The sequence below is a fragment of the Streptomyces sp. NPDC008139 genome (assembly GCF_042957025.1).
Classification (GTDB): domain Bacteria; phylum Actinomycetota; class Actinomycetes; order Streptomycetales; family Streptomycetaceae; genus Actinacidiphila.
This window is the reverse complement of sequence record NZ_JBIBHM010000004.1, coordinates 117,170-139,141: the sequence shown is the minus strand read 5'-3', so window position 1 is coordinate 139,141 and position 21,972 is coordinate 117,170. Positions and strand designations below refer to the sequence as shown.

The 21,972-nt window shown below is 71.8% G+C and carries 14 protein-coding genes; 8 read left to right on the top strand and 6 right to left on the bottom strand.

Annotation, left to right across the window (positions count from 1 at the left end; all coding sequences use genetic code 11):
- Position 1: 1 nt before the first annotated feature.
- The 4 genes from ACFZBB_RS09555 to ACFZBB_RS09540 form a co-directional block, all read right to left on the bottom strand.
- Complete coding sequence (locus tag ACFZBB_RS09555) at positions 2-2,017, bottom strand: protein meaA (RefSeq protein ID WP_355339141.1); 2,016 nt, start codon at positions 2,015-2,017, stop codon at positions 2-4.
- Entirely contained in the window at positions 2,014-3,390 is a 1,377-nt protein-coding gene (gene ccrA / locus ACFZBB_RS09550) for a crotonyl-CoA carboxylase/reductase (protein ID WP_355339144.1), read from the bottom strand. The genes ACFZBB_RS09555 and ccrA overlap by 4 nt, the downstream gene beginning before the upstream one ends.
- Positions 3,391-3,789: 399 nt before the next feature.
- Positions 3,790-4,581 (bottom strand): TetR family transcriptional regulator, encoded by a 792-nt coding sequence (locus tag ACFZBB_RS09545; protein ID WP_391119570.1) that lies wholly within the window; start codon positions 4,579-4,581, stop codon positions 3,790-3,792.
- Between the two features lie 166 nt (positions 4,582-4,747).
- Positions 4,748-6,586 (bottom strand): 3-hydroxybutyryl-CoA dehydrogenase, encoded by a 1,839-nt coding sequence (locus ACFZBB_RS09540; RefSeq protein WP_391119568.1) that lies wholly within the window; start codon positions 6,584-6,586, stop codon positions 4,748-4,750.
- A gap of 536 nt (positions 6,587-7,122) precedes the next feature.
- On the opposite strand from ACFZBB_RS09540, the gene ACFZBB_RS09535 reads away from it, so the two are divergent.
- Positions 7,123-7,629 (top strand): adenylosuccinate lyase, encoded by a 507-nt coding sequence (locus ACFZBB_RS09535; protein ID WP_391119566.1) that lies wholly within the window; start codon positions 7,123-7,125, stop codon positions 7,627-7,629.
- Between the two features lie 23 nt (positions 7,630-7,652).
- On the opposite strand, the gene ACFZBB_RS09530 is transcribed toward ACFZBB_RS09535, so the two are convergent.
- Positions 7,653-8,720 (bottom strand): Rv2578c family radical SAM protein, encoded by a 1,068-nt coding sequence (locus tag ACFZBB_RS09530; RefSeq protein WP_391119564.1) that lies wholly within the window; start codon positions 8,718-8,720, stop codon positions 7,653-7,655.
- A 144-nt stretch (positions 8,721-8,864) separates the two neighbouring features.
- On the opposite strand from ACFZBB_RS09530, the gene ACFZBB_RS09525 reads away from it, so the two are divergent.
- Positions 8,865-9,311, top strand: a complete 447-nt coding sequence (locus ACFZBB_RS09525; RefSeq protein WP_355339159.1) for an SRPBCC family protein — start codon at positions 8,865-8,867, stop codon at positions 9,309-9,311.
- Between the two features lie 203 nt (positions 9,312-9,514).
- Entirely contained in the window at positions 9,515-12,004 is a 2,490-nt protein-coding gene (locus ACFZBB_RS09520) for a DHA2 family efflux MFS transporter permease subunit (protein WP_391119562.1), read from the top strand.
- Between the two features lie 214 nt (positions 12,005-12,218).
- Here the strand turns inward: ACFZBB_RS09520 and ACFZBB_RS09515 are convergent, their stop codons facing one another.
- Positions 12,219-13,925: an MFS transporter gene (locus tag ACFZBB_RS09515; protein WP_391119560.1), complete on the bottom strand. Its 1,707-nt coding sequence runs from the start codon at positions 13,923-13,925 to the stop codon at positions 12,219-12,221.
- Between the two features lie 282 nt (positions 13,926-14,207).
- On the opposite strand from ACFZBB_RS09515, the gene ACFZBB_RS09510 reads away from it, so the two are divergent.
- The 5 genes from ACFZBB_RS09510 to ACFZBB_RS09490 all read left to right on the top strand — a co-directional run bounded on the left by ACFZBB_RS09510 (position 14,208) and on the right by ACFZBB_RS09490 (position 21,942).
- Positions 14,208-16,727: a SpoIIE family protein phosphatase gene (locus ACFZBB_RS09510; protein WP_391119558.1), complete on the top strand. Its 2,520-nt coding sequence runs from the start codon at positions 14,208-14,210 to the stop codon at positions 16,725-16,727.
- A gap of 207 nt (positions 16,728-16,934) precedes the next feature.
- Positions 16,935-17,657 carry a methyltransferase domain-containing protein gene (locus ACFZBB_RS09505; RefSeq protein ID WP_391119556.1) on the top strand — a complete coding sequence of 241 codons (723 nt, stop codon included), beginning with the start codon at positions 16,935-16,937 and terminating at the stop codon, positions 17,655-17,657.
- Positions 17,658-17,754: 97 nt separating this feature from the next.
- Positions 17,755-18,588, top strand: coding sequence for a M55 family metallopeptidase (locus tag ACFZBB_RS09500; protein WP_188281247.1), 834 nt, complete (start codon positions 17,755-17,757; stop codon positions 18,586-18,588).
- Positions 18,581-19,951: a M20/M25/M40 family metallo-hydrolase gene (locus tag ACFZBB_RS09495; protein WP_391119554.1), complete on the top strand. Its 1,371-nt coding sequence runs from the start codon at positions 18,581-18,583 to the stop codon at positions 19,949-19,951. Before ACFZBB_RS09500 ends, ACFZBB_RS09495 begins: the two co-directional genes overlap by 8 nt.
- Positions 19,948-21,942, top strand: coding sequence for an LpqB family beta-propeller domain-containing protein (locus ACFZBB_RS09490; protein WP_391119552.1), 1,995 nt, complete (start codon positions 19,948-19,950; stop codon positions 21,940-21,942). Before ACFZBB_RS09495 ends, ACFZBB_RS09490 begins: the two co-directional genes overlap by 4 nt.
- Positions 21,943-21,972: the final 30 nt, after the last annotated feature.

The following is a 21,972-nucleotide window of genomic DNA, read 5'->3' as shown; positions in this document are numbered from 1 at the left end:
GTCATACCTCCAGCTTTTCCAGCTTGTTCGCGAGCCGGATCTCGTCCACGATCCGGCCGATGATCCCGGTGATTCCGAAGTCCTTCGGGGTGAAGACGGCCGCCACTCCGGCCTCGATCAGCGCCTTGGCGTCCGCCGAGGGGATGATCCCGCCGACGACCACCGGGATGTCGTCCACCCCCGCCCCGCGCAGCCGCTCCAGCACGTCCGGCACCAGAGCGGCGTGCGAACCGGACAGGATCGACAGACCCACGCAGTGCACGTCCTCGGCCACCGCCGCCGACACGATCTGCTCGGGTGTCAGCCTGATCCCCTGGTAGACCACCTCGAAACCGGCGTCGCGGGCGCGTACGGCGATCTGCTCGGCGCCGTTGGAGTGCCCGTCGAGACCCGGCTTGCCGACCAGCAGCCGCAGCCGTCCGCCGCCCAACTCCTTGGCCGTCTCAGCGACTTTGCGCCGCACCTCGGCCATCGGGCTGCCCTCCTCGGCGGCCACCGCGACCGGCGCGCCGCTGACCCCGGTCGGCGCCCGGAACTCACCGAACACATCGCGCAGCGCCCACGACCACTCGCCGGTCGTCACCCCCGCCCGCGCGCAGTCCAGCGTCGCGGGCATCAGATTGTCGGTGCCCGCCGCGGCCGAGCGCAGCGCGGTCAGCGCCTCCTGTGCGCGCGCCTCGTCACGCGCCACCCGCCAGTCGTGCAGCGCGGCCACCACCCGCGCCTCGTTGGCCGGGTCGACGGTCATGATGGCCGTGCCGAGGTCGGCGGTCAGCGGACTGGTCTCGGTGGACTCGTAGACGTTGACGCCGACGATCTTCTCCTCGCCGGACTCGATCCGGGCCCGGCGCTCGGCGTGCGAGGACACCAACTCCGACTTCAGATAGCCCGATTCGACCGCCGCCATGGCGCCGCCCAGCTCCTGGATGTGCTCGATCTCGGCGGTGGCGAGCGCCACCAGCTCCTCGACCTTCGCCTCGATCACATGGCTGCCGTCGAAGATGTCCTCGTACTCCAGCAGGTCGCTCTCGTGCGCCAGCACCTGCTGGATGCGCAGGCTCCACTGCTGGTCCCAGGGTCGGGGCAGCCCCAACGCCTCGTTCCACGCCGGGAGTTGCACCGCGCGGGCGCGGGCGTCCTTGGACAGCGTGACGGCCAGCATCTCCAGCACGATCCGCTGGACGTTGTTCTCCGGCTGCGCCTCGGTCAGGCCGAGCGAGTTGACCTGCACGCCGTAGCGGAAGCGGCGCTGCTTGGCGTTCTCGATGCCGTACCGCTCGCGGGTGACGGTGTCCCAGATCCTGCCGAAGGCGCGCATCTTGCACATCTCCTCGACGAAGCGCACGCCCGCGTTCACGAAGAAGGAGATCCGCGCGACGACATCGCCCCTGCGCTCCTCCGGGACCTGCCCCGAGGCGAAGACCGCGTCCAGGACGGCGATCGCCGTGGACATCGCGTAGGCGATCTCCTGGACCGGTGTGGCCCCGGCCTCCTGGAGGTGGTAGCTGCAGATGTTGATCGGGTTCCACTTGGGGAGGTGGTTGACCGTGTACGTGATCATGTCGGTGGTCAGCCGCAGCGACGGGACCGGCGGGAAGACATGCGTCCCCCGTGACAGGTACTCCTTGACGATGTCGTTCTGCGTCGTGCCCTGGAGCGCGGTGAGGCCCTCCTCGCCGAGTCCCTGCTCCTCGGCGACCACCTGGTAGAGCGCCAGCAGCCACATGGCGGTGGCGTTGATGGTCATCGAGGTGTTCATCCGCTCCAGCGGGATGTCCTGGAACAGCCGCCGCATGTCGCCGAGATGGGCGATCGGCACGCCGACCCGGCCGACCTCGCCGCGGGCCAGCACGTGGTCCGCGTCGTAGCCGGTCTGGGTCGGCAGGTCGAAGGCGACGGACAGGCCCGTCTGGCCCTTCTCCAGATTGCGCCGGTACAGCTCGTTGGACGCCTCCGCGGTCGAGTGCCCCGCGTAGGTCCGCATCAGCCACGGCCGATCCTTCTGACGCCCTGTCATCGGGCGTCCCCGGCAGGGGAGTCGGGGACACCGGACGTCGCGTCACGGAACAGGTTGATCGAGGGCAGGTGCTTCGCTCGCAGCTCCGGGTCGGTGACGCCCATGCCCTCCTCGGGGGCCAGCGCGAGGACGCCGACCTTGCCCTGGTGGAGATTGCGGTGCACGTCGTACGCCGCCTGCCCGGTCTCGGCCAGCGTGTACGTCCGCGACAGCGTCGGGTGGATCTTCCCCTTGGCGATCAGCCGGTTGGCCTCCCACGCCTCGCGGTAGTTGGCGAAGTGCGAGCCGACGATCCGCTTCAGGCTCATCCACAGGTAGCGGTTGTCGTACTCGTGGGTGTAGCCGCTGGTGGACGCGCAGGTGACGATCGTGCCGCCCTTGCGGGTGACGTAGACCGAGGCGCCGAAGGTCTCGCGACCGGGGTGCTCGAAGACGATGTCGACGTCCTCGCCGCCGGTCAGTTCGCGGATCCGGGCGCCGAACCGCTTCCACTCGCGCGGGTCCTGGTGGTGCTCGTCCTTCCAGAACCGGTAGCCCTCGGCACTGCGGTCGATGATCGCCTCCGCGCCCATCGCCCGGCAGATGTCCGCCTTCTGCGGGCTGGAGACGACACAGATCGGGGTGGCGCCGCCGGCCAGCGCGAACTGCGTGGCGTACGAGCCGAGTCCGCCGCTCGCGCCCCAGATCAGCACGTTGTCGCCCTGCTTCATGCCCGCGCCGTTGCGCGAGACGAGCTGGCGGTAGGCCGTGGAGTTGACCAGTCCGGGCGCCGCGGCCTCCTCCCACGTGAGGTGCTCCGGCTTGGGCATGAGCTGGTTGGACTTGACCAGCGCGATCTCGGCGAGGCCGCCGAAGTTGGTCTCGAAGCCCCAGATCCGCTGCTCGGGGTCGAGCATCGTGTCGTTGTGCCCGTCGGCGGACTCCAACTCCACGCTCAGGCAGTGCGCGACGACCCGGTCGCCGGGCTTCCAGGCGTTGACCCCGGCGCCGGTGCGCAGCACGACGCCCGCCAGGTCGGAGCCGATGACGTGGTACGGCAGGTCGTGCCGCTTGGCGAGCGGCGACATCCTGCCGTAGCGCTCGAGGAAGGAGAAGGTCGAGACCGGCTCGAAGATCGAGGTCCAGACCGAGTTGTAGTTGACCGAGCTGGCCATCACCGCCACCAGGGCCTCGCCGGGCCCGAGTTCGGGCAGCGGGACCTGGTCGAGGTGGAGCGAGGTGCGGGGGTCCTTCTCGCGGGTGGTGAGTCCGGCGAACATCTCGGCCTCGTCCTTGCGGACGGTGACGGCGCGGTAGGACTCCGGCAGCGGGAGGGCCGCGAAGTCGGCGGCCGAGCTGTCCGGCGCGAGGATCGCGTCCAGGATTTCCTTCATGGTGTCTGACCTCCGGCGAAGCGTGCTGCTGCGTTGACGCTCGAGGGAACGCAGGGGCGGATGGCTGGGGGTGCCGTCGTCGGTCCGGCGGGTACGGCGGTGGAACTGACCATGTGCGCGGTGGCGCGGGGATACCTGTGACGCAGGCGGGTCCGGGCCTTGGGGACAGTCGGCGTACGCGGGATATCCGTACGCCGGCCGCCCGGACTACCGTCACGGTATGGCACGCAGTGCCAGTCGTAAAGACACTGCGTGCCAAAAAGTTGTCCCACGTGTCACCGGGACGCCACAAACGAGCGGCAGCGGCCGACCGGGGTTCCGGTCGGCCGCTGCCGTGGTTGCGGGTGCGGTGGGGCGGGCGCTCGGGCGCCGGGCGGGCGCCGACGGCACCCGGGGCGCTCAGGCGCGGCGCAGGGCCTGCTCTATCGTCCGCAGAATCTCGGCCGGGGAGGCGTCGGTGCGGGCGACCGCGACCACCACCTCACCCTGCCGCGACACGGTCGCCGCAGGCTCCACCGCGACCCGCGACGGTATCCGGCCCGCGCCGATGCCGCTGCCGAAGGTGGCCTTGATGACGTCGAAGGCGTGGTTGAGCTGCGCCTCCACATCGCCCTTGCCGTCATTGCGCAGCCAGCGCCGCAGGACGTGATTGTGCGCCGCGACCACCGCGGAGGCGGCCACCTCGGCCAGCAGCGGGTCGTCGTCGCCGTCCCGGTGCGCGCCCTCGTCGAAGTGGCCCAGCAGATAGCGGGTGAACAGCCGCTCGTACCGGGCCACCGAGGCGATCTCGCGCTCCCGCAGCGTCGGCACCTCGCGGGTCAGCCGGTACCGCTCGACCGACACCTCCGGCATGTGCGCGTACATCCGCAGCACCTCGGTGATGCCCCGGCACACCGTGTCCAGCGGGTGCTCGTACGGCTCCGCGGAGTCCAGCACCGCCTGCACCCGTACCAGCGTGTCGTCGTGGTCCGGGAAGATCGCCTCTTCCTTGGAGCGGAAGTGCCGGAAGAACGTACGGCGCGCCACCCCGGCCGTCGCCGCGATGTCATCGACCGTCGTGGCCTCGTAACCCCGCTCGGCGAACAGGTGCATGGCCGCCGACGCGAGGTCCTGGCGCACCCGGTGGCGCTGGGCCGCGGCGCGGCGGCCGTTCGCGGTCTCAGGTGGGTCGGACTTCGCGGGCTGGGACATGTGGGGAACGTAACACGGCGCGGCCCCCCGTCCGGCGGCCGGGGGGAAACGTCCCCAGTCCGCCGGACGGCCGTGGTCCGACCTGCGCTCAAGCCCGCCGGACGGCGCGCCGCCGGTGTCGGCGCGGCGCTCGGTGCCGTGCCCTGTTCCGCTGCCGGGGCGCGCCTCAGCGCCGGGCATACTCGCGGAAGCCGCGGCCGGTCTTACGGCCAAGGCAGCCCGCGGACACCAGGTGTTCCAGCAGCGGCGCGGGCGCCAGGCCCGGATCGCGGAACTCCTCGTGCAGCACCTGCTCGATCGCCAGCGACACGTCCAGGCCCACCACGTCGAGCAGCTCGAACGGGCCCATCGGATAGCCGCCGCCGAGCTTCATCGCCGCGTCGATGTCGTCCACGCTCGCGTAGTGGTCCTGGACCATCTTCACCGCGTTGTTGAGGTACGGGAACAGCAGCGCGTTCACGATGAAACCGGCCCGGTCGCCGCAGTCCACCGCGTGCTTGCGGACCGCGCCGCACACCTGGTGCACCGTCGCCCGCACGTCGTCCGCGGTCAGCACCGTGTGCACGACCTCGACCAGCTTCATCGCGGGCGCCGGGTTGAAGAAGTGCATCCCGACGACGTCCTGCGGGCGCCCGGTGGCCCGCGCGACCGCGACCACCGGCAGCGACGAGGTGGTGGTGGCCAGCACCGCGCCCGGCTTGCAGACCTTGTCGAGCGTCTGGAAGAGCTGCTGCTTGACGGCCAGATCCTCCGCCACCGCCTCCACCACCAGGTCGGCGTCGGCGAAGGAGTCGTACGAACCGGACGGCGACACGCGCGCCACCGCCGCGTCCCGCTGCTCCTGGGTCAGCCGGCCCTTGGTGACCGAGCGGTCCAGCGACTTCGCCAGCCGCGCCAGCGCCGATTCCGCCTTCTCCTGGGTACGGGCGGCCACCACGACGTCGAAGCCCGCTTTCGCGAAGACCTCGGCGATACCGGTCGCCATCGTGCCGGAACCCGCGACGCCCACCGCGCGCACCGGCCGCCCGGCCGGCCGGGCGTCCCCGGCGCCGGGAGTCTCCGCGTCCGGCACCACGACCGCGCTGCCCGGCGCCTGGTAGCTGTAGAAACCGCGGCCCGACTTACGGCCCCGCAGCCCGGCCGCCGTGAGCTGCTTGAGCACCGGCGCGGGCGCGTGCAGCCGGTCGTGGGACGCCTCGTACATCGCCTCGAGGACGGTCGTGGCGGTGTCGACGCCGATCAGGTCGAGCAGCGCCAGCGGGCCCATCGGCAGCCCGCAGCCCAGCCGCATCGCCGCGTCGATGTCCTCGCGGGTGGCGTACCGCGCCTCGTACATCGCCGCCGCCTGGTTGAGATAGCCGAAGAGCAGGCCGTCGGCGATGAAGCCCGGCCGGTCGCCGACCGGCACCGGCTCCTTGCCGAGGCTCAGCACGAGGGCGGTGACGGCCGCCGTGGTCTCCGGCGACGTCAGGACCGTCGACACGACCTCGACCAGCTTCATGGCGGGCGCGGGCGCGAAGAAATGCAGCCCTAGCACCCGATCGGGGCGGGAGGTCTCGGCCGCCAGCCGGGTCACCGACAGGGCATTCGTGCCGGTCGCCAGGATCGCGTCTGGCTTGGCCAGCCGGTCCAGCTCCGTGAAGACCTCGCGCTTGATGTCGTAGCGCTCGTCGACCACCTCGATCACCAGATCCGCCTCGGCGGCGGCCCGCAGATCGGGAAACGTACGGAAGCGGGCCAGCGCGTCGCCGCGCTCCGCCTCGGTGCTCCGGCCGCGCTCCACGGCGCGCGCCGTGGAACGCTCCAGCGCCGTGACCGCGCGGCGCGCCGCGCTCTGGTCGATGTCGATGCCGATCACCTCGTGACCGGCGCGGGCCATGACCTCGGCGATGCCGGTGCCCATGGTGCCCAGGCCCACGACGGCGACGGTCGCCAGGGGCGTCGCGCTCGCGGCGGGGGGTGAGGATGCGGTTGCTGACGATGAGGGTGTGGACGGACGGTCCATCGCGTGACTCCAGACGCTGGGGAGACCGGGGCGCGCCACGCGCGCACACGGCTGAAGGAGTGAGGTGGAGTCGCGGGCCGGAAGTGCAGGGGTGCGTGCCCGCGCGAAGAGATGGGCGAGCCCTGTCCCGGGGCCGCGCCGCGATGATGCCGAACCGACGAATGTTCCCGTCCACGGCGGCTGCGTCACCGACCACCATGCACGTCCCCCGAGCGTAACCGGCGAGTAACTTCCCCGCCAGTCCTGTGCCCATGTGATCTGCGCCGCCCCCATCTGAGCGCCCCGCCCCCACCGGCCGGTGGTCCGGCGACAACCGATCTGTCCCGCCGGGGCGGGTGGTGACGTGCGGGAGCGTCGTGGCTTGTCGCGCCCACGCGGCGGCAGCCGCAGATCAGACACAGCCCCGCGCCCCTGAAAGGATCGGCTCGCCGCCCGGGCGAAAAGCGGTGCGCCCCGTCAGGTGCGCGGGGTGACGTGCGGGGAGGGCTTCGGCTCAATCGCCCGGTAACGGGCAACTCGGCTCCTACAGTGGGGAGATGGACGTCGAGACCCGTGAACGCCTCGCTCGCAAGCTCACCGCCGTGGGTGAACCGTTGGAGGTGAGGGAGGCGGCTGCCGTGGAGTTGGCGGAGGCGGGAGACCGGCGGGCGTTCGAGACGCTGGCGTTGTTGTTGAACTACCGCGACGAGTCGCGGGCGAGCCGCGCCGCCGAGGCGCTGGCGCGGCTGGCGGACCCGCGGACCGGGCGGGCCGCCGCCGCGCTGGCCACCAACGAACTGCGGGTCGCGTACGCGCTGCCCGCCATCCGCCTCCTGGTCCGGATGCGGGCGCCCGAGGCCGTACCGGCCCTCACCGCCACCCTGGAGCAGCTGCTCGCCCGGCCGACCCCCGCGCCCCACGAACGCATCGCGCTGGCCTGCGTGGAGGGCCTGGGCGCACTGTGCGCGCGGGAGGCGCCCCCCGCCGCCCGGCACGCGCTGCGCGCCGCGACCGCCCACCCGCCACTGGCCCCGGCCGCCCGCGCGGCGCTGGCCGACGCCTAGGGCCTGTCCGAACCCGCACGAGGTCATAGCAGCGTGAGCTGGGTGTTTTCCGCGGCAGGCCGTGCTGCGGGCACCTGGTCGCCGGACAGACCCGCCTCCGGCTCGCCCGGCTTCCGGAAGCGCCGCGTGCCCTCGCGATGCGCAGGCCCGCAGCCGAACTCCGTGGCGAATTCGTGGACTTGGCGGGTGACCCGGCGCTGGTACCACGTCGGGGCGTACGCGCCGCCCGCGTACATCGTCTCGTAGCGCCGTACGAGATGCGGGTGGTGCCGGCCGAGCCACGCCATGTACCACTCGCGGGCGCCCGGCCGCAGATGGAGGACCAGAGGCGTGATCGAGGCGGCGCCCGCCGAGGCGATGGCGCGGACGGTGGCCCGCAACTGCTCGGGGGAGTCGCTGAGGAAGGGCAGGACGGGTGCCATCAGCACGGTGGGCGGCAGCCCGTTCGCCCGCAGGGTGCGGCAGACCGCCAGCCGGGTCTCGGGGGAAGGCGTACCCGGTTCCACGCTGCGCCACAGCTCGCCGTCGGTGAAGCCGACCGACAGGGCGATGGACACATCGGTGACGCCGCTGGCCTGCCGCAGCAGTTCCAGGTCGCGGAGGATCAGCGAGCCCTTGGTGAGGATCGAGAAGGGGTTGGCGCGGTCGCGCAGCGCGGCGATGATGCCGGGCATCAACTGATACCGGCCCTCCGCGCGCTGGTAGCAGTCCACGTTCGTGCCCATCGCGATGTGCTGGCCCTGCCAGCGCGCCGACGCCAGCTCCCGGCGCAGCAGCTCCGGCGCGTTGGTCTTCACCACGATCTGCGAGTCGAAGTCGATCCCGGTGTCGAGATCGAGATAGCTGTGCGTCTTGCGGGCGAAGCAGTACACGCAGGCGTGGCTGCACCCGCGGTACGGATTGACCGTCCACTCGAAGGGCATCCGGGACGCACCCGGCACCCGGTTGATGATCGACTTCGCCCGTATCTCGTGGAAGGTGATGCCGCGGAAGCCCGGCGTGTCGAAGGTCCGGGTGACCGCGTCGGCGCCGAACAGCGCGGGCGCGCCACCGGCCGCCGCGTCGTCGCCGCTCAGATGGTCCCAGCGCATCGCGCCCTCCTCCGGTTGTTTCCGGCCGGCCGTCTCCGGTCGCCCGTCCGTCCACAATAGAACACAGATTCGATAAGTGCGTGTGGTTGGCTTGTGCGGCGCGCCGGGAAGGCGCGCGACCTGGCACGGACCTGAGGAGAAGTCATGGCGCTGGTCGAGGCCACCACGGAGCGGATCGTCGACGCGGAGCCGGAGCGGGTGTACGCCGCCGTCGCCGACTACGCGGGCACCCGCGGCCGGGTGCTCCCTGAGCAGTTCAGCGAGTACGAGGTCCGGGAGGGCGGCCACGGTGCGGGCACCGTCGTCCACTGGAAGCTCCAGGCCACCAGTAAGCGGATCCGCGACTGCCTCTTCGACGTCTCCGCGCCCGCCGCGGACACGCTGGTCGAGACCGACCGCAATTCGACGCTCGTGAACACCTGGACGGTCACCCCTTCGGGTGAGGGCCGCAGCAAGGTGGTCGTCGTCACCACCTGGCAGGGCGCGAGCGGCGTCGGCGGCTTCTTCGAGCGCACCTTCGCGCCCAAGGGCCTCGGCCGTATCTACGACGCGCTGCTCGCCTCGCTGGCCGCCGACGTCGAGAAGAAGTGAGGCGCCGAGCGGAATGGGGCTGAGCGGAGTGAAGTGAGGGGAGTGAACCGCGGGGGAGTGAAGTCCCTTACGGTGCCGCTGGTTTCGTGATCGTTCACTGATACGGGTGGTTTCGCGTACTTCCCGAGAATCGTCGCGCTTGCTCGTCGTTGTCGCTTAATGCGGGAAACGGTGGCCAGGCAGGCGCGACGAGGGGAGTGGCAGTGGGTGGCAGCACGCTGATCGAGCGTCCGGCGGCCGTGGACGACGAACGGCCGGGGGAGGGGACCGGGGGCGCGGCCGAGGAGGCGGGCGGCGCCTCGGGACCGCCCGGCGGCAACGGCGCCGCGGTCGACCTCACACCGCGCCGGGTCCGGCTGGTCTTCGTCGGCCTGATGCTGGCGCTGCTGCTGGCCGCGCTCGACCAGATGATCGTGGCCACCGCCCTGCCGAAGATCGTCGGCGAGCTGCACGGCCTCGACAAGATGTCCTGGGTCGTCACCGCCTATCTGCTGGCGTCCACCATCGGACTGCCGATCTACGGCAAGCTCGGCGACCTCTTCGGCCGCAAGATCGTCTTCCAGTTCGCGATCATGACCTTCGTCATCGGCTCCGCGCTGGCCGCCTGGTCGCGCACCATGGACGAACTCATCGCCTTCCGCGCCATCCAGGGCATCGGCGGCGGCGGACTGATGATCGGCGTGCAGGCGATCATGGCCGACATCGTGCCGCCGCGGGAACGCGGGCGCTACATGGGCCTGATCGGCGCCGCCTTCGGTCTCGCGTCGGTCGCGGGACCGCTGCTCGGCGGCTTCTTCACCGACCACGCCTCCTGGCGCTGGTGCTTCTCGATCAACGTGCCCTTCGGCCTGGTCACCCTCGTCGTGATCAGCCTCGTGCTGAAACTCCCCAAGCCCGCCGTCCGGCCCCGTCTCGACGTGCTCGGCGCCCTGCTGCTCGCCGTCGGCTCCACCTGCCTGGTGCTCGTCACCACCTGGGGCGGCTCCAAGTACGGCTGGCAGTCCCGGGAGATCCTCGGCCTCGGCGCGGGCGCCGTGGTCAGCGCGCTGCTCTTCGTGCTCGTCGAGCGGTTCGCCGCGGAACCGGTCATCCCCTTGCGGCTGTTCCGCGACGGGGTCTTCAACACCACAGCCCTGATCGGCGGGATCGTCGGCATCGCCCTGTTCGGCGCGGCCAGCTATCTGCCGACCTTCCTCCAGATGGTCGACGGCGCGAGCGCCACCGGATCAGGGCTCCTCATGCTGCCGATGATGATGGGCGTCGTCCTCGCCTCCATCGTCGGCGGGCAGTTGATCAGCAGGACAGGGCGCTACAAGATCTTCCCGATCATCGGCGGCGCCCTGTCGACGGCCGGCATGTATCTGCTGTCGCTGATGGACGCCGACACCCCGCAGGCCGAGTACAGCGTCTACATGGCCGTACTCGGCCTCGGCATCGGCCTGATGCTGCCCGTGCTGGTGCTCGCCGTGCAGAATTCGGTGCGCCCCACCGACATCGGCGCGGCCACCAGCGCCAACAACTACTTCCGGCAGATCGGCGGTTCGGTCGGCGCGGCCGTCTTCGGCACGCTCTTCGCCGACCGCCTCGCCAAGCGTCTCGCGGTCGAACTCCCCAAGGGCGCCCACCTGCCCGACGCCCAGTCGGTCACCCCCCAACTGGTCCGCACACTCCCTGCGGCTGTGCGCGACGGGTACGTCAACGCGTACGCCGAGGCCATGCCGCGGATTTTCCTCTACCTGGTGCCGGTGCTCGCGCTCGGCTTCCTCTTCGCCTTCCTCCTCAAGGAGAAACCCCTGGTGACCCAGCACGGCCCCGCTTCCCCGACGACCACGTACGACGGCGACACCGCCACCGACACCCTCACCGGCGCCGACGGCGCGCCCGGCTTCACCGTGACCGACTCGGCCGTGCCGGGCGCCCGCAAGAGCTATACGGGCGGTGTGCCCGTGTGCGGCACCGTCCAGCACTCCGACGGCAGTTCCGTCGGCCGCGCCGCGCTCACCCTGATCGATGTCACGGGGCGGCAGATCGGCCGCGGCGCGACCACCGAGGACGGCCGGTACGCGCTGAGCACCCCGGGCAGCGGCAGCTATGTGCTGATCGCCGCCGCGGGCGGCCACCAGCCGCAGGCCGTCAGCATCACCGTCGCCGACCGCCCGGTCGAACTCGACGTGGTGCTCGGCGGCGCCGGACGCCTGGCGGGCGCCGTGCGCACTGCGGACGGCACCCCGGTCAGGGACGCCATCGTGACCCTGACCGACATCCGCGGCGACGTCGTGGCGACCTCCCGCAGCGGACGCGAAGGCGCCTACGTCCTGAGCGAGTTGGTGGCGGGCGAGTACACGCTGGCGGCCAGCGCGCCCGCCTTCAGGCCCGCCGCGCTGCCGGTGTCGGTGCAGGCGTCGCGGGAGACCCGGCAGGACGTGGAGTTGGCGGGCGGCGCGGTGCTGCGCGGGACCGTACGCGCCCCCGGCGGGCGGCTGGTCGAGGACGCGCGGGTCACCCTGCTGGACGCGGCGGGCAATGTCGTGGACTCGGTCACCACCGGCCCCGACGGGCACTTCCGCTTCGTGGACCTCGCCGCCGGTGAGTACACGGTGATCGCCGCCGGTTACCCGCCGGTCGCCACCGTCCTCCAGGTCGCGGGCGGCGGCAGGACCGAGCGGGACCTCCAGCTCGGACACGCCGACTAGGCCGCACCGGACCCGCCGTACCCGCCGACGAGGACGGCGCCGCAGCCGTATCCGCCGGGGACGCGCGGCCGTATCCACCGCCGTACGGAACGGGCAGTGACCCTTACTCCACAAGAGTGAGAGTCACTGCCCGTTGTCGTTCCCGGTCACCGCGGCCGTCGAGCGCCGGTCGGCCGGTCGGACAGCAGGCCGTTCAGGACGGACAGCCGGCCGGTCAGCGCCCGGCCGGTGTCGCGCCCTCCGGGCTGCCGCTGCCGTCCACGTCGTTCTTGTTGCACTGCGTGCCGCGGATCAGCGCGTACGTGCCGCCGATCCGGTACGTGCCGGGCGAGGGCGCGTACAGCCGCGTCCAGTCGCCGTCCTGGATGAGACAGCCGTGCTTGTTGTCGTTGGCGCCCTCGATGCCCAGCACGGGGGACCACGGGATGCGCAGGATCACCGAGCCGCTGGTCGGCATCGTCACGGTCAGCTCGGCCGGACTCGCCTCGTCCACGATCGCGGGCGGATCGGCCAGCGGATCGGCGTTCGCGACCTTGTAGAGCTTCCAGTAGTCGTCGTGCCAGACCGGCGTCAGCCAGCTCTGGCCCGCCGCCACGATCTTCGCCTCGGCCACCGCCGCGCCGTCCGGGGTGTCAGACGGCAGCACCACGTATCCGACGCTCCAGCGCTGGAGCCACTGCCGGTAGGTCTCCGCGGTCAGCGTGCCGTCGTAGAAGAGCGGATTGCGCTCGACGTCCGCCTGCCGGTTCCAGCCGCGCGCCAGGTTGACGTGCGGGGCCAGGCCCGACGCCTCCCAGTGCGAGCGCAGCGGTACGACCTCGACCCGGCCCTTGTCCGCGCGCACCTTGGTGAGCTGCGCGATCAGCGGCGCCGCGTGCTCGACCGTGGACGAGGGCGCCGAGGTGTTCACCAGGTCCACCACGGGCTTGGAGACCTGCCAGCCCGCGACGCCCAGGAAGGCCAGGTACAGCATCAGTGCCATCCGGCCGCCCCTGGTCCACGTCATGGCCACGATCAGCAGCACGGTGCCGCCGAACAACAGGGCCAGCCGCTCCACATTGCTGCCGATCGGCGACGGGATGACGTACGTCAGCGCGACACCGGCCGCGTAGATCCAGCTCCCGGCGCGTACGACACGCCACTCGCGCGGCACCACCAGGGCGATCGCCACGGCCGTGGCGAAGGGGATGATGGCGAAGAACCACTTGAAGGGCTGCACCCCGTAGAAGGGGAAGAGCAGCGAGGTCGCGCCGACCACCAGGGGCGGGCAGACCGCCATCACATACGAGTCCTTGCGGCGCCCCGTGAGGAACAGCGCCGCCGCGACCACCAGGATGAAGAGCCCCGCGACCGGGCTGCACATGGTGGCCAGCGCGCCCATCAGCGTGGCGGTCAGCAGCCGCGGGCTGCGGCGCGCGCCGGCCGGCGGGTCGGTGGGGAACAGCAGCAGCGTGGCGATCAGACCGAAGAGGACGCCCAGCGCGAAGGTGACCCGCCCGGAGAGCACGTCACCCCAAAGAGCGAACGCCGTCCACAGCGCGGGCAGCATCGGGCGCTTGATCCGGGCCCGGATCAGCAGTAGCGTCGCCGCCGTCGTGGACAAGGTGCCCGCGATCACGGCGGTGGTCCGCACCCCGAGCCCGGCCATGATGTACGGCGACAGAATGCTGTACGACGCGGGGTGCATGCCGCCGTACCAGGACAGGTTGTACGAGGCGGAGGGGTGGGCCCTTATGAAGTCCGTCCAGGCGTACTGCGCGGCCATGTCGCCGGAGTCCTTGGCCAGGAAATAGGCCCAGATCACATGCAGGACCGCGGCGAGCACCGTGGCGGCCACGACAGGATTGCGCAGGTCGACCCGCCGGAAAAGGGCCCCCGGTCCCCTCATGGCGGTCCAGCGCGCAGGCTGCCAGGTGGTCACGTGGCCTCTTCCAGTCGCGGATGCGGTGCGCCCCGGCCGGCATCCCTTCCGGCGAGGGGGTCGAACTCCACCGACTTGAGAGAGTTCGAACAGAGGGTTTGGACGCTAGCACGGGCAGTTTGGTTGCTCGCGCGCGGGCGTGCGCCCGGATTCGTACTTTCCCTCCCCTGGCACCCGGACCGGTCGTACCGTGGTTAACGGCATCGTAGATCTTGTGCCGGGGCGGTTCCCACCGCATTCCGGCCCCGGACCGCGGGGCCGAGGGAAGGAGCCCGACGAACCATGGACCGCCGTCAACCGCCGGAGCCGTCCGGACGTATCCCGCTCGCGGTGATCGTCGTGGACGCCGCCGGGCTGGTGTCGCACTGGAGTACGGGTGCGCGCCGGCTGTTCGGCTGGACACGGGAAGAGGCCGTCGGGCGGAACGCGCTCGACCTCTTACCGGTGGGCGGCGCACTCGACGTGCCCCCGGACGCCGCCCTGGGCGCCGGCACGGCGGGCACCGCGTACCCGTACGACGTCACCGGGCCCGATCTGGAGTCCTCGCTGGCCGGTGCCAGCTCCTACCCGACGGCGGGCCGCGCCCGGTTGTACGACTGCGTGCGGCGTACGGACGGCGACGGCGACGGGCGCGTCCCCCTGGACGTGCTGTGGTGGGCCTACCCGCTGGTCGGTCCGGGCCCCGAGCGGCTGCTCGTGCTGGCCACCGACGCCTCCTCCGCGGCCGGTTCCTCTTCCTCCGCCGCTGCCGGGACGCCCTCCGCGATGACCGACCCCGACGCGGCGGAGACCGACAGGTCGGGGGCGGCGGACTGCTCGGAGCGGATAGCGCCCGGCTTCGCGCTGCACACCGAATTCCCCGGCTCCGACCAACTGGCCAAGCAACTGCCGGAGATCCTGCCGAGCATGAATCCGCTGGAGAGCGGGCGGATCGTGGCGCAGGTGCTGGAACTGGGCTATCCGGTGCTGGAGATAAGCCAGCACGACCGGGTGCCGGTCACCCCGGACTGGGGCGTGCCGCGCCGGGCCGAGCGGCAGGCCAGACGGCGCGCCGCCGAGGCCGCCGCGGCGGCCGACCCGCAGGCCGTCCCGGCCGACGAGTTGGCGCCCGACCTCGAATACGCCGCGGTCCGCGAGCACCTCGAATTCCTCAACGAGGTGAGCGGCCGGATCGGCACCTCGCTGGATCTGGCCAGGACCATTCAGGAAGTCAGCGCGGCCGTCGTGCCGCGCTTCACTGATGTGGCGGGCACATATCTGCGCGAGCAGGTGCTGGCTGGTGAGGGCTTCCCCGACGGGCCGCCCGATGTCACCACCATGTGGTACCGCGTGGCGGTCGAGCACACCGACGAACCGGGCCGCTGGGACGACGTGGTGCCGGTCGGCGAGTCCATGCCCTTCCCCGCGCAGACGCCGTTCTTCCAGTGCATGACCACCGGCGATCCGGTGCTGGTGCCGCGGATCAGCGAGCCGATGGGCGACGCGATCGCCGCGCAGTTCCCCAAGCGCGACATCAGCCCGCTGATCAACAACCGCTCGATGCTCGTCGTCCCGCTGAAGGCGCGCGATGTGGTGCTGGGCTTCATGATCCTGCTGCGCCACCGCGAGCGGGCGGTGTTCACCGACATGGACCGGGTGACGGGCGCGGAACTGGCCGCCCGCGCCGGGCTCGTCCTCGACAACGCGCGCATGTACACGTATCAGGAGAATGTCGCCGACACCCTCCAGGACAGCATGCTGCCGCACATCGCGCCGCGGATGCCGGGGTGTGACGTGGCGACCCGCTATCTGCCGGGCGAGCGGCTGGGCCGGGTCGGCGGCGACTGGTTCGACAGCATCAAACTGCCTGGCTCGCGGCTGGCGCTGGTCGTCGGCGACGTGATGGGACACGGGCTGAACTCGGCCGCGATGATGGGCCAGTTCCGTACCGCCGTGCAGACCATGGCCGGGCTCGACATGCCACCGGCCCAACTGCTGCGCAATCTGGACGACCTGGCGCAGCGGCTCGGCGAGCAGTATCTGGCGACCTGCCTCTACGCGGTCTACGACCCGGTCGAGTCCGATCTGCTGATCGCCAACGCGGGACACATCCCGCCGGTGCTGGTCCGCGCCGTCGACGGCCGCAGCGAGCTGCTCGACGTGCCCACGGGCGCGCCGCTGGGCGTCGGCGGGGTGCCGTTCGAGACGGTACGGGTGCCGGTCGCGCCCGGCGACCGGCTCATCCTGTGCACCGACGGCCTGGTGGAGGTGCGCGGCCAGGACATCGGCACCGGTCTGGCCGCGCTGTGCGAGAGCGCCGCGCACCCGGCCGCGTCGATGGACGACGCCTGCGACACGATCATCCGCGCGCTCAACCCGCGCGGCGGTCGCAAGGACGACGTGGCGCTGCTGATGGCCCGGCTCAACGGCATCCCGCGGCACGACGTGATGACCTGGGAGCTGGAGCCGGACCCGCGCGAGGTGGCGCGGGCCCGCGGCCTGGTCCGCGAGACGCTGCTCGGCTGGGACCTGGCGGAGATCTCGGAGACGGCGGAGCTGCTGGTCGGCGAGGTGGTCACCAACGCGGTGCGGCACGCGCACACCCGGCGGATCGGGCTGCGGCTCGTCCGCGCGGGCGCGCTGCTGTGCGAGGTGACCGACGACGACCACGCCGTTCCCGTCCTGCTGAGCGCCGGGCCCGACGACGAGGGCGGGCGCGGCATGCGGATCGTCAGCAGGCTCGCCCGCGAGTGGGGCACCAGCCGCTTCGCGCAGGGCAAGTCCGTCTGGTTCGAGCAGCCGCTGCCGGGCCGGAGCCGCTGATCCGGTCGGCGCCGTCGATTCCGTCCGAGGCGTTCAATACGCCGCTGCCGTCGATTCCGTGCGAGGCGCTGATCCCGTCGGCGCCGTCGATTCCGCCCGGGCCGTTGACTCCGAAGTGACGGTCCGGTAGCTCCTGATGCGGGCACGGTCGGCGGCCGTGCCTGTGTCTTTTTCTCCGATCGCGGTCCTGGGGAGTGGTGAGTACGCGTGAACGTGTCCAGCGGGTATGAGCAGGCGTGGGAGAGTTTCTGGCAGGACGCGCCCCACGAGCCGGGCGGAGTCTTCTGGGACTCCGACCCCGAGCTCGCGGCGGAACAGCACTACCCGCACTTCCGGGCGTACTTCGACCCCGGCCTTCCGGTGGTGGACCTCGGCTGCGGGAACGGGACGCAGACCCGCTTCCTGGCCGAGCGGTACGACCGGGTGGTCGGCGTGGACCTCTCGCGGGAGGCGATCGACCGGGCCAGGCGCGACGATCCGCACGGGGTGGCGCAGTACCAGCGGCTGGACGCGGTGGACACCGACGCGGTGGAGCGGCTGCACGAGGAGATCGGCGACGCCAACGTCTACATGCGCGGGGTGCTGCACCAGTGCGAGCCGGAGGACCGCGGGCGGCTGGCGGACGGCATAGCGGTGCTCACCGGGCACCGCGGCCGGGCCTTCGCACTGGAGCTGGCGGAGGCGGCCAAGCCGGTGCTGATGGGGCTCGCGCAGGGGCCCGCCGGGCCGCCGCAGAAGCTCGGGGCGATCTTCGCGCACGGCATCGCGCCCGGCGAGGTGTCGGACGCGGCGCTGCCCGAATTCTTCCGGGCCGCCGGGCTCGAAGTGCTGGCCGACGGTGAACAGCCCCTGGTGACAACGGAGTTCAGGGTGGACGGGACACGCATAGAGATACCGTCGAAGTGGCTGGTGGCGGGCCGTACCGGCTGATTCCCCCGCCCGTTTCACTGGTCTGGACCACTGAAGTTATCCACAGGCCGGGCCCGGCCCTGGTGCGCCCTCCGGCCGCCGCGTAACGTGACGCAACATGAAGATCCTGATCTCGGCGGACATGGAAGGCGCGACGGGTGTCACCTGGCCCGCCGACGTGCTGCCCGGCAGCGAGCAGTGGCAGCGCTGCCGCCATATGTTCACCTCCGACGTCAACGCCGCCGTCGCGGGCTTCTACGACGGCGGCGCGGACGAGGTGCTGGTCAACGAGGCGCATTGGACCATGCGCAATCTCCTGCTGGAGAAGCTGGACGAGCGCGCCCAGATGCTCACCGGCCGCCACAAGGACCTGTCCATGGTCGAGGGTGTCCAGCACGGAGACGTGGACGGCATCGCCTTCGTCGGCTACCACACCGGTGCCGGGACCGAGGGCGTCCTCGCCCACACCTACCTCGCCAACTCCATCACCGGCGTGTGGGTCAACGGCGTCGCCGCCAGCGAGGGCAGGCTCAACGCGCTGGTCGTCGCCGAGTACGGCGTCCCCGTGGTGCTGGTGACCGGCGACGACAGGACCGGGATCGACGCCGAGGGGTACGCGCCGCAGGCCCGTACCGTCGCGGTGAAGGACTACGTGTCGCGTTACGCGGCCGTCTGCCGGCCGCCCGCGCGCACCGCCGCCGACATCAGGGCCGCCGCCAAGGACGCCGCCGCGCTGGCCGTGCGCCACGAGCCCGCGCAGGCCGGGCCCTTCACCGTCGAGCTGGAATTCGACGCCGTCCACCTGGCCGGGGCCGCCACCGTGGTGCCCGGCGTGGAGCGGACGGGGGAGCGGCGTGTCGCCTACACGCTGCCCACGATGTACGAGGGCATCAGGGCCTTCAAGGCGGTCACCACACTCGTGTCGCAAGCGGTGGAGGAGCAGTATGGCTGAGCGGACCGCCGAGCGAGACGTCCGGCACGACGCCGTGGACGCGCGGGCACTCGACGAGGTCGTGACCTTCACGTCCGACCTCATCAGGATCGACACCACCAACCGCGGCGGCGGCGACGGCAACGAACGGCCCGCCGCCGAATACGTCGCCCGGCAGCTCTCCGACGCCGGGATCGAAGCGCAGATCGTGGAATCCGCGCCCGGCCGCGCCAACGTGCTCGCCCGGATCGCGGGCAGCGACCCGGCCGCCGACGCGCTGCTCGTCCACGGCCACCTGGACGTCGTGCCCGCCGAGGCCGCCGACTGGACCGTGCACCCCTTCTCCGGCGAGATCAGGGACGGCGTCGTCTGGGGCCGCGGCGCCATCGACATGAAGAACATGGACGCGATGGTGCTCGCCACCGTCCGCGCCTGGGCCCGTACCGGACACCGCCCCACCCGCGACATCGTGCTCGCCTTCACCGCCGACGAGGAGGACAGCGCCTCCTACGGCTCCGGCTTCCTCACCGAGAAGCACGCCGACTTCTTCGAGGGCTGCACCGAAGGCATCAGCGAATCCGGCGCCTTCACCTTCCACGCCAGCGACGACCTGCGGATCTATCCCGTCGCCGCGGGCGAGCGCGGCACCGCCTGGCTCAAGCTCACCGCGCACGGCAAGGCGGGCCACGGCTCCAAGGTCAACCGGGACAACGCGGTCAGCCGACTGGCCGCCGCCATCGCCAGGATCGGCGAGTACGACTGGCCGGTCCGGCTCACCGCCACCGTCACCGCCGCGCTCACCGAACTGGCCGCGCTCTACGGCGTCCCCGCCGACCAGGCAGCCCTGGACGACGTCGACACCCTCCTCGAACGGCTCGGCGCGGCGGCCGACCTGGTCAGGCCCACCGTCCGCAACAGCGCCAACCCGACGATGCTGCAAGCCGGTTACAAGGTCAACGTGATCCCCGGCTCCGCCACCGCCTACGTCGACGGACGCATGCTGCCCGGCGCCGAGGACGAGTTCGCCGCCACGATGGACCGGCTCACAGGACCCGACGTCGACTGGGAGTTCCACCACCGCGAGATCCCGCTCCAGGCCCCGGTCGACTCCCCGACCTACGCCGCGATGCGCGAGTCGCTGGAACACTTCGACCCGCAGGCGCACGTCGTGCCCTACTGCATGTCCGGCGGCACCGACGCCAAGCAGTTCTCCCGGCTCGGCATCACCGGCTACGGCTTCTCACCGCTGCGGCTGCCCCCCGGTTTCGACTACCAGGCGCTCTTCCACGGCGTGGACGAGCGGGTGCCCGTCGACGCGCTGCACTTCGGCGTCCACGTCCTCGACCGCTTCCTGCGCGCCACGGGAACGGAGGCCGGAGCGTGACCACGACCACCGGGAGCACCACCCCGCACGGCGCCTGGCCCTCACCCGTCGACGCCACCACGGCCGCCGCACACGACGGCAGCCCCGAATACGTCGGCATCGTCGGCGACGACGTCTGGTGGACCGCGCCCCGCCCCGCCGAAGGGGGCCGCCGCGCGCTGATCCGCCGCAGGCCCGACGGCACCGAGGACTGCCCGCTGCCCGCGCCGTGGAACGTCCGCAGCCGCGTCATCGAATACGGCGGCACCCCCTGGGCGGGCGCCGTCGTGGACGGCGCCCCGCTGGTGGTCTTCGCCAACTTCGCCGACCAGCGGCTCTACGCCTTCCGCCCCGACGAGCCGCAGACCCCGCCGCGCCCGCTGACCCCGGTCGGCGCCGTCGGCGGCGGACTGCGCTGGGCCGACCTGACGCTGCACCGCGAGCGCGGTGAGGTCTGGGGAGTCCTGGAGGAGTTCACCGGCGACAGGCCCACCGACGTACGCCGCGTGCCCGCCGCCGTACCGCTCGACGGCTCCGCCGCCGACGACCGCGCGGCCGTACGCGAACTGGCCGCCGCCACCCACCGGTTCGTCACGGGACCCCGCTTGTCGCCCGACGGCACGCGGGCCGCCTGGACCGCCTGGGACCACCCGCTGATGCCCTGGGACGGCACCGAACTGCGGATCGCCGACGTCACCGCCGACGGCACCTTCACCGCCGCCCGCACCCTGATCGGCGGTCCCGAGGAATCGGTCACCCAGGTCGGCTGGGCGGCCGACGGCACTCTGCTCGCCGCCACTGACCGCACCGGCTGGTGGAATCTGCACCGGGTCGACCCGGCCACCGGCGAAGCCGTCAACCTCTGCGCACGCCAGGAGGAATTCGGCAACGCGCTGTGGAAACTCGGCCACCACTGGTTCGCCCCGCTCGACGACGGCCTGATCGCCGTCCTGCACGGCGTCGGCGCCCTGCGGCTCGGCCTGCTCGACCCCGCTACCGGCGAGGTCACCGACGCCCCCGGGCACTGGACCGAGTGGAATCCGACCCTCGCCGCGTCCGGCAGCCGCGTCATCGGCGTCGCGGGCAGCGCCCGCACCTCGTACGAACTGGTCGAACTGGACGTCAAGACCGGCCGCACCCGCGTCATCGGCAGCGCGCACCACGACACGGTCGACCCCGCCTACGTGCCCGAGGCCCTGGCCAGGACGTTCACCGGCCCCGGCGGGCGCGAGGTGCACGCGCAGGTCTACCCGCCACGCAATCCGCTGGTCACCGCCGAGGGACCCGCGCCCTACGTCATCTGGGTGCACGGCGGACCCACCAGCCGCGCCGCGATGGTCCTCGACCTGGAGATCGCCTACTTCACCTCCCGCGGCATCGGCGTCGCCGAGGTCAACTACGGCGGCTCCACCGGTTACGGCCGCGCCTACCGCAACCGGCTGCGCGAACAGTGGGGCGTGGTGGACGTCGAGGACTGCGCCGCCGTCGCCGAAGGGCTGGTCGCCGAAGGCGTCGCCGACCCCGCGCGGCTGGCCATCCGCGGCGGCAGCGCCGGCGGCTGGACCAGCGCCGCGGCCCTGACCACCACCGACACCTACGCCTGCGGCACCGTCATCTATCCGATCCTCGACCTGCGCGGCTGGTCGCGGGCGGGCGGTGAGACGCACGACTTCGAGTCGGAGTACCTGGAGTCGCTGATCGGGCCGCTCGACGAGGTGCCCGAGCGCTACCGCGACCGCTCGCCCGTCCACCACGGCGACCGGATAGACGTGCCGTTCCTGCTGCTCCAGGGCTTGGACGACGTGATCTGCCCGCCCGTGCAGTGCGAGCGGTTCCTGGAGGCCGTCGCCGGACGCGGCATCCCGCACGCGTATCTGACCTTCGAGGGCGAGAGCCACGGTTTCCGCCGCCTGGACACCATGGTCACCTGCCTGGAGGCCGAACTCGCCCTCTACGGGCAGGTCTTCGGCTTCACACCGGAGGGCGTCGCGCCGCTGGAGCTGCACACATGACGGATGGTTCTTCCGCTGCTGCCGCCTCCT

Coding starts and splice junctions, on each gene's coding strand:
- ccrA (WP_355339144.1), bottom strand. CDS start 3,390: ATGAAGGAAATCCTGGACGCGATCCTCGCGCCGGACAGCTCGGCCGCC.
- ACFZBB_RS09525 (WP_355339159.1), top strand. CDS start 8,865: ATGGCGCTGGTCGAGGCCACCACGGAGCGGATCGTCGACGCGGAGCCG.
- ACFZBB_RS09540 (WP_391119568.1), bottom strand. CDS start 6,586: ATGGACCGTCCGTCCACACCCTCATCGTCAGCAACCGCATCCTCACCC.
- ACFZBB_RS09510 (WP_391119558.1), top strand. CDS start 14,208: ATGGACCGCCGTCAACCGCCGGAGCCGTCCGGACGTATCCCGCTCGCG.
- ACFZBB_RS09500 (WP_188281247.1), top strand. CDS start 17,755: ATGAAGATCCTGATCTCGGCGGACATGGAAGGCGCGACGGGTGTCACC.
- ACFZBB_RS09530 (WP_391119564.1), bottom strand. CDS start 8,720: ATGCGCTGGGACCATCTGAGCGGCGACGACGCGGCGGCCGGTGGCGCG.
- ACFZBB_RS09495 (WP_391119554.1), top strand. CDS start 18,581: ATGGCTGAGCGGACCGCCGAGCGAGACGTCCGGCACGACGCCGTGGAC.
- ACFZBB_RS09555 (WP_355339141.1), bottom strand. CDS start 2,017: ATGACAGGGCGTCAGAAGGATCGGCCGTGGCTGATGCGGACCTACGCG.
- ACFZBB_RS09535 (WP_391119566.1), top strand. CDS start 7,123: ATGGACGTCGAGACCCGTGAACGCCTCGCTCGCAAGCTCACCGCCGTG.
- ACFZBB_RS09545 (WP_391119570.1), bottom strand. CDS start 4,581: ATGTCCCAGCCCGCGAAGTCCGACCCACCTGAGACCGCGAACGGCCGC.